The sequence below is a fragment of the Lentzea terrae genome (assembly GCF_003265345.1).
Taxonomy (GTDB): Bacteria; Actinomycetota; Actinomycetes; order Mycobacteriales; family Pseudonocardiaceae; genus Lentzea; species Lentzea terrae.
This window is the reverse complement of sequence record NZ_QFWW01000013.1, coordinates 400,927-408,984: the sequence shown is the minus strand read 5'-3', so window position 1 is coordinate 408,984 and position 8,058 is coordinate 400,927. Positions and strand designations below refer to the sequence as shown.

3 protein-coding genes are annotated in these 8,058 nt (G+C 65.0%); all 3 read left to right on the top strand.

Annotated features, from left to right (window positions below; translation table 11 throughout):
- Window positions 1-210 precede the first annotated feature (210 nt).
- On the top strand, window positions 211-6,426 hold the full coding sequence (locus DI276_RS20485) for a PA14 domain-containing protein (protein WP_232836784.1): 6,216 nt from the start codon (window positions 211-213) through the stop codon (window positions 6,424-6,426).
- Window positions 6,427-6,567: 141 nt separating this feature from the next.
- On the top strand, window positions 6,568-7,005 hold the full coding sequence (locus DI276_RS20480; protein ID WP_157984834.1) for a PH domain-containing protein: 438 nt from the start codon (window positions 6,568-6,570) through the stop codon (window positions 7,003-7,005).
- A 73-nt stretch (window positions 7,006-7,078) separates the two neighbouring features.
- Window positions 7,079-7,900, top strand: a complete 822-nt coding sequence (locus DI276_RS20475) for a L,D-transpeptidase family protein (protein WP_198680771.1) — start codon at window positions 7,079-7,081, stop codon at window positions 7,898-7,900.
- Window positions 7,901-8,058 lie beyond the last annotated feature (158 nt).

Genomic DNA, 8,058 nt, shown 5'->3' with positions numbered 1-8,058 from the left:
TGCCTTCGGCCTGGGTTCATCTGGGCTTCTTCCGCATCGGCACGCGCGTCTGGCGCAGCTCAACCCTCGGGTTGACCCCGTCGTGCCAGTGACGGCTGTCTTCCTCGGCGCGGTGCCGAGGGATCTCTGTTGTTTCCTCTTTTCACGGGAGTGTGGATGACTCTGCCTGGTGCCAGACGGATGACACGGTCGTACAGACCTGGTGGTAGATTGCCGGTTTCCGCTGTGTTGGTTGCGGCGTTGGTGGCCTCGGTGGTGCAGGCGGTGCCTGCGATCGCGGTGGCTGCGCCACCGGCGAAATATCACGATCCGCGTGAGTTGTCGTCGTGGGCGAACCCGCAGCAGGAGGGCCGCAAGCACGACTCGCCGAAGGCGGCGGGTGACTTCCGGCCGTTGATGGGCGCTGATGCCGGCAAGGCCGCTTCGAAGTTCGATGCGAAGTCGTCGAAGGAGGTTGGCCGGGCGGAGAAGTCGGTCGACTACGTCAACTCGGACGGCACTCGGTCGACGGTGTTGTCGAAAGTGCCGGTCAGTGTTCGGGATGACAAGGGCGCTTGGCGTGCGGTGGACACGCGGCTGACCGAGGATCGCGGGTCGAAGCGCGCGAAGACCGGGCCGCACCAGCTGACGCCGGAGTTCGCCGCTTCCGCGGAGGACCGCGGCCTTGTCACGCTGGGGCCGATCGACGTGGGGCAGCGGTTCTCGGTCTCGCTCGAGGGCGCCAAGAACGTCGCCCGGCGGACCAAGGACTCGAAGGCGTCCTATCTGGACGTGTTGCCGGACACCGACCTGGAGTACGAGGTCGAACCGGGCAGCGTCAAGGAATCCATCGTCATCAAGAAGCCGACGTCGACCAGCAGCTGGGTGTTCCGGATGGACACGGGTTCGCTGACTCCGTCGTTGAAGGATGACGGCGTGCTGATCAAGGACGCCAAGGGCAAGATCGTGGCCTCGTTGCCGCCGATCGTCACCTGGGACTCCTCCGGCAGTGCCAAGGACAACAAGGCGCCGGCGCAGACCGGCGGCACGTACGCACTGAAGCAGGACGGGAAGTCCTGGCTGCTGACGGTGTCCATCGATCCGAAGTGGTTGAACGACAAGGCTCGCGTGTTTCCGGTTGTCGTGGACCCGACTTACACCTACGGGTTCAACAACGACGACGAGTCGATCGCGTTCAAGTCCGACGGCTACCAGTGCACGAACTGTGGTATCGCGGTGGGCAACTCGAAGTCCGGGCCGAACGGCGGGGACACGATCTGGCGCACGGCCTTCAAGCACGACTTCACGCCACTGTTCGGCAAGACCATCGTCGGCGCCCGGTACGATTTCTGGCGCAACGCGCAGACCGGATCGATGCTGTCGTGGCAGTCGAATCTGCACCACGCGACCGCGTTCAACATCAACGGCGTCGGTCAGTTCCTGGCGTCCGGTCCGATCGGTGACCGGGGCTCGATCCAGTCCAAGACGCTGACCGACTTCATCGCCGGCAAGGTGAACGCGCGAGACAACACAACCTACTTCATGCTCACCGGTTCAGAGGGCAGTGAGTGGTCGTACAAGAACATGCAGGTGAACCTGATCGTCGACTACGGCACCGCGCCGCCGGCGACGTCGCTGGTGAGCCCTGCCGACGGTGCTGTCATGACGAGCCTGACGCCGACGTTGTCAGTGAGTCCGGTGAGCAACCCGTCCGGCGACGGCACGCTGTACTGCTTCAAGGTCGCAACCGGTGCGGACGGGCAGTCCGGCATCGTCGTCGACTCCGGCTGTATCACGAGCAACACCTGGACCGTCCCGCAAGGTGTACTCACTGACGGCACGGCCTACACGTGGACGGTGCTGACCGCGCTCAACGGCGGCGTGACCACCACGACACCCAACTGGACCGGCCACTTCAAGGTGGACCAGCGCATCGGTGAGAACGGTCCTGCGCCTAAGGACACGCTGGGCCCGGTGACGGTGAACCTGGCCAACGGCAACGTCCACACCGAGGACGGCGGCCCGACGTTCAACACGGTCGGCGGTTCCTCCGGCTTGACGTTCAGCTACAACTCTCAGGCGAACGAGCCGTTCGGTCTGCGTGCGTCGTACTTCAACGACTCCACTCGTTCCGGCACGCCGGATGCGAATCCGGTGCTCACCCGCAACGAGCCTCAGGTGAACGCGGACTGGGGTACGGAGTCGGTGTTCGCGCCGGCGTTGGCGCAGGACTGGTTCGTCGGCCGCTGGGAGGGTTTCTTCCAGGTTCCGGTGACGGGCACGTATCACTTCGGTGGTGTGCACGCGAACGGTGCGAAGATCTGGGTCAACAACACGTTGGTGTACAACAACAAGAACGCTTCGGATGTGAACTTCGCGCTGACGAGCCAGAACGGTCCGGTCACCGAGATCGCGTTGACGGCGGGGCAGCGGGTGCCGATCAAGGCCGAGCTGTACCACTCCTCGGGTCCCGGCCGCATGAAGTTGTTCGTGCAGACGAACGAGGCGTCGAACAAGGCGGTGCCGCCGCAGATCATTCCGGCCTCGTGGCTGTACACCCAGGACCTGCCCGCGTTGCCGACCGGCTGGCAGCTCAACGCCAACCTGACCGGTGACGGCTCCACGTACACCAAGGCCCAGGTGCAGGACCAGACGATCGTCTTCACCGATGGCACCGGTACCAAGCACACCTGGACCAAGTCCGGCACCGGCACCTACACCCCTCCCGCGGGGCAGGACGGCATTCTCGGCCTCGACACGGCAGGTAAGATCACGCTGCACGAGGGTGGGAACGTCTACAGCTTCAACGCCGACGGCACGCTCGCGTCAGAGTCGTCTGTTGTGGACAGTCACAAGCCCGCGGCGAACGTGATGAGCTGGAACGGCACGCCGTCCCGGCTCGCGCAGATCACCGACCCAGTGTCGCAGCGCTCGCACAAGCTGTTCTACAACCGGCCGGGTGACGACTGTTATGGCGGTCGCACCATGCCGTCGGGCTGGGACGCGTTGCCGCCGTCGCAGATGTTGTGCCGCATCCAGTACTGGGACGGCACGCAAACCGTGCTGTGGTACCGCAGCGGTGCGATCTCCCGCGTCGAGAACCCCGGCAACGACTTCACCGAGTACGGCTTCAACGCCGACGGCACGCTGCGCGCGATCCGGGACTCCCGAGGGCTGGACTGGGCGGCGCAGGACCCGGCCACCCGCAACATCACCGAGACCTACACGGTCGTCAACTACGGCACGGTCGGCACCCGCAAGGGCGCGACCAGCGTGCAAGCGCCCGCACCCAACGGACAGGCCGGTGCGCAGCGTCCCCAGCACGGCTACCGCTACGACCTGCCGAACCGCCAGACCTTCGTGGACATCGCCGGGCTGAACCCGGCCTCCGGCTACGCCACGAAGGTGACCTACGACGACGCCGACCGGCAGTTGAGCTCCACCGACGCAACGGGCAAGACGACGTCGGCGACGTGGAACAGCAAGGATCAGCAGCTCACCACCACCGATGCCGCCGGCAGGGTGTCCACGACGGTCTACGACGGCAACGACCGTCCCGTCGACATGTGGGGGCCGGCGCCAGCGAGCTGTTTCAACGGACAGCAGCCCACTGCGGCCTGCGTGGGCACGATGCCGCACACCCGCACCAACTACGACGAGGGCATGCAAGGTCTGGCCGTGTCGTGGTGGAACAACACCAGCATGACCGGTCCGGTGAAGACGTACGTCACCGGCGGACTCGGTACCGGTGGTGTGGTCGACGCGCACTTCGACGGCACGACGCCACCGGCGGCGGGGCTGGGTGGCGCGGGCTACTCCGCTCGCCTCACCGGCGAGATCACCTTCCCGGACGCGGGTCAGTACACGCTGAAGGTCACCGGTGACGACGGCGTGCGGCTGTGGATCGACGACCGGCTCGTCGCCGACGGCTGGAAGGACCAGGGGCCGACTCCCTACACCGGCACCTACACGCCACCGGCCGCTGATGCGACCAAGCGCATCCGCATCGACTACAACAACACCGGCGGTCCGGGTGACCTGCACCTGCTCTGGACGCGGCCCGGTGGTAGCGAGCAGGTCGTGCCTGGCACGTACCTGCGCCCTCGGCACGGCCAGGTCACGTCCAAGGTGAACGACCAGTCCGACGGCGTGCCGCACAGCTCCACGTCGACCAGCTACACCGACAACGGTCTCGACGCCGGCTACGGCCTGTCGACCAGCGTCACGACCGGCGGTCGCACCACGCGCACCTCGTACGAGGCGCCGGGTTCGGGGTACCTGCGTAAGACAGGCAAGACCATGCCGTCCGGTGCGCAGTCGACGTACGTCTACTACGGCGACACGGAGACGCGGGACAACCCCTGCACCACCGAGGTCGAGTCGATCAACCAGGGCGGCATGGCCAAGCTCACCCGGTTGCCCGCACCGGCCTCCGGTTCGGCACGCGAGGACGAACAGATCGTGGACGCCTCCGGCCGCATCGTCGCGAAGGGCACGAGCGGTGCCTGGACCTGCACCACGTACGACGGCCGTGACCGGGTGGTCTCGGTCAAGTACCCGTCGACATCGTCGGCGCCGGAACGCACCGTCACGACGAACTACGCCGTGAACGGTGACCCGCTGGTCACCTCGGTGTCCGATGCCAACGGCACGGTCACCACGCGCGTGGACCTGTTGGGCCGGGTGGTCGAGTACACCGACGCCAACGGTGTGCGCACGGAGACCACCTACAACCTGGCCGGGCGGACCGTCTCCGAGAAGGTGACCCCGCCGAACGCGGCCGACGCGGCGCAGACCACCACCTACACCCACGACGACGAGGGCCGCGTGCTCACGATCTCGTTGGGCGACAAGGTGCTGGCGTCGATCACCTACGACTCCGCGGGTGATGTGGCGTCCGTCCAGTACACGGGTGGCAGCTCACTGGCCTCGATCCGTACGGATGCCGCAGGGCGGGCCTTGGCGAAGGTCTGGAAGACGAGTGACGGTGTTCAGATCGACTCGAACGTCACGCGCACTCGAGCGGGGACGATCATCGACGAGTCGCTGGGCGGGGTGGACGCACGTCCGAACGCGCCCAACTACGTGTACGACGCGTCGGGCCGCCTGACCGAGGCGTGGGTCGCTGGTCACCACTACACCTACGACTTCACGTCGAACGCCCCGGCGGGTTGCCCCGCGGGCACTCAGGCCAACGCGGGTCTCAACACGAACCGGGTGCGCCTGCTCGACGAGACGTCCTCGGGTGTCGCCGAGACCGGCTACTGCTACGACGCCGCGGACAGGCTGCTGAGCACCGTGGGTGCTTCGGTGGTCAGCGATGTCCGTTACGACAACGACGGCAACACCACGCAGTACACGACCGGCGGTGCGACCACGTACCTGTCTTGGGACGGTGCGGATCGCAACATCGCGGTGCGGGTAACCGGCAGCGATGCCGCGGACATCTCGTACATCCGGGACGCCACCGACCGCATCGTCCGCCGGACGGCTGCGGCAGGGGACACCTCCACGGACGTGCGCTACGGGTACACGGGCAGTGGTGACACGGCAGATTTCACGATGTCGGCGGATATGCGACTGATCTCTCGCAGCATCGGCCTACCGGGCGGCGTGATCTACACGTGGAAGCCGAACACTTTCATGCTGGATTGTCCGACTGTGCGCGGTGATCTGGCACTGACCACGGGTGCGGACGGCAAGCAGATCGGCGCTCTGCGGACCTACACGCCGTTCGGTGAGCCGCTGAAGTCCGACGGCGTTGTCGATTCGGACAACGTGCCGGACAACATGCCCGGCCAGATGGACAACGGCTGGCTAGGTGAGCACCAGCGGATGTACGAGCACGCCGGCGCGTTGTCCATCGTCCAGATGGGCGCTCGCCCGTACAGCCCGCTGCTGGCCCGGTTCCTGTCGGTCGACCCCGTCGAGGGTGGTAGTGCCAACGACTACGACTATGTCAACGGTGACCCGATCAACCACACCGACATCGACGGCAAGTGGGCCATCAAGAGCTGGGCGAAGAAGGCAGGATCCTGGGCGTGGCAGAACCGTGGCACGATCGCCACTGTCGTCGCTACCGCAGGGTGCCTGGTGCCCGCCGTCGGTCTCGCCGCATGCGGCTTGATGCAGGCCGCGGCGTTCGGCTTCCGAGCGTCGCAACGAATTGAGAAAGACGGGTTCCGCAAGTCCTTGCGAGCCAACGTCGCTGACGCGGTGTTCACCACCGTGACATTCTCCCTCGGTTCCGCGCTTACCCGAACGATCAAGTACGGCAAGCCCGCTCTGTGGCGGCAGCCGAATCCGAAAGTGACGTCACCGTGGTGGCGCAACTCCGTCAAGAAGGGTGGGATTGGTTGGCAGGGTCGTACGGCGCTCACTGTTGCAACGGCGTTCCCCGGTGTCTCCAGAGGAACGTACTGCTATTTCAGGAAGTGTCTCTTCTGATCGACTGAGGCACTGAGGGTGTCGGTCACTGTGGCGCATGCTATAGTGACCGACACTCTCGCCATTTTCTTCGGTTGACCAAGAAAGGGTCGGGCCGTTTTGAACGGTAGCGGATACATGAGATCGCCGTGGCGATTTATCATGCTTCCCATCGCGCTGGTGTTCCTGCTGATCGGCATCGCGACAATTGTGAATGCGGCAACCGACGAGGTAGGGGCCCTGATTTTCGGTCTAGCAGCTGGCATATTTGGGACGATACTGGGTGGATACGGCGCGTGGCGTAGTCTCATTGCTGGCGTGAAGTATTCGCCGGATGGTATTGAAGTGCGCAATCTTGAACGCACCAGGCGCATTTCGTGGGATGACGTGGATGCCGTTGAGGTCCGACACACCCATGGTGACATCCTTGTTTTCCTGAGACAGGCCGATATCGTCCTCGTTCTCAAGTCGGGCGAAGAGGATTGGCTCAGCTCGCTGGCGGTTTACAACTTTTCCTCTTCTGTTCCGAAGAGGACTCAAGCTAAAGCTGACGCCTTGCGAGCCGCGCTCGATCTGCATCGAAGAAAACACATCAATTAGAGAGATCGGCATGTTTCGGCGTCTCGCGAAGCTTCCCCTTGCGGTTAGAGTCTTATGTCCCGTGGTGGCGGCGGTGGCCGTTGCGGCACTCGTGGTGGCGTCCGCCAACGGGTCGCCGCAGGCTTCTCCCACCAGTGAGTCGGATGTGCAGTGGACGACATCCACCGAGCTGACCACGTCCAGTTCGGCCGCGGAGCCGAGCTCCAGCACCGCGCCCACGACGACATCGGTCAGCAGCGCGGCCAAGTCCACCAGTTCCTCCGTGCCGCGGCCGGCTGCTGTGGCCGCGCCCGCGAAGACGGAGCCTCGTGTTGAGCCGCCGTGGTTCGCCAGTCGGGTGGCCGGTGCGACCCAGGTGATCTCGGTCGTGGGTGCGGGTGGTTCAAACGCCACGTTGTCGACGTGGCAGAAGTCCGCGAGCGACTGGACTCAGGTGGTCGGCGCGACCCCGGCGAAGGTCGGCTCGCCTGGTATCTCCACCTCCTACGGGGAGTCCTCGTCCGCCACTCCGGCCGGAGTTTTCGCGATCACGGGGGCGTTCGGCAGGCAGGCCGATCCTGGTGCCGGGGTGTCGTACTTCCGGATCGACAGCTCGGACTGGTGGGTCAGCGACGTCAACAGTCCCGACTACAACACCCATCAGCGGTGTGCTCGTGGGACATGTCCGTTCAACGAGAGCACGTCGGAGAACCTTGCGGAGCACGGTGCTGTCTACGACTACGCGCTGGTGATGGGCGTGAACTCGCAGCGTGTTCCTGGTGCGGGTAGCGCGTTCTTCGTGCACGTCACGAACGGTGCCCCGACAGCTGGCTGTGTGGCGATCCCGGCGAGCACGCTCGCGTCGATCGTGCGCTGGGTTCGTCCCGGCACGGTGATCGCGTTGTCGCCGCGATGAACGGATGTTCGCCCGTGGTGAGTCTGTTTCACACTGATCGTGCTGGAGCGGAACTGGAGCAGGGCAGGTAGTTGAACGTCGTCGAACGGCACTCAACGGCGCTGAACGGCACCTGGTTGCGTTGGAGTTGTTGGGGTTCTGGTGTTTGTGCTGGTAGG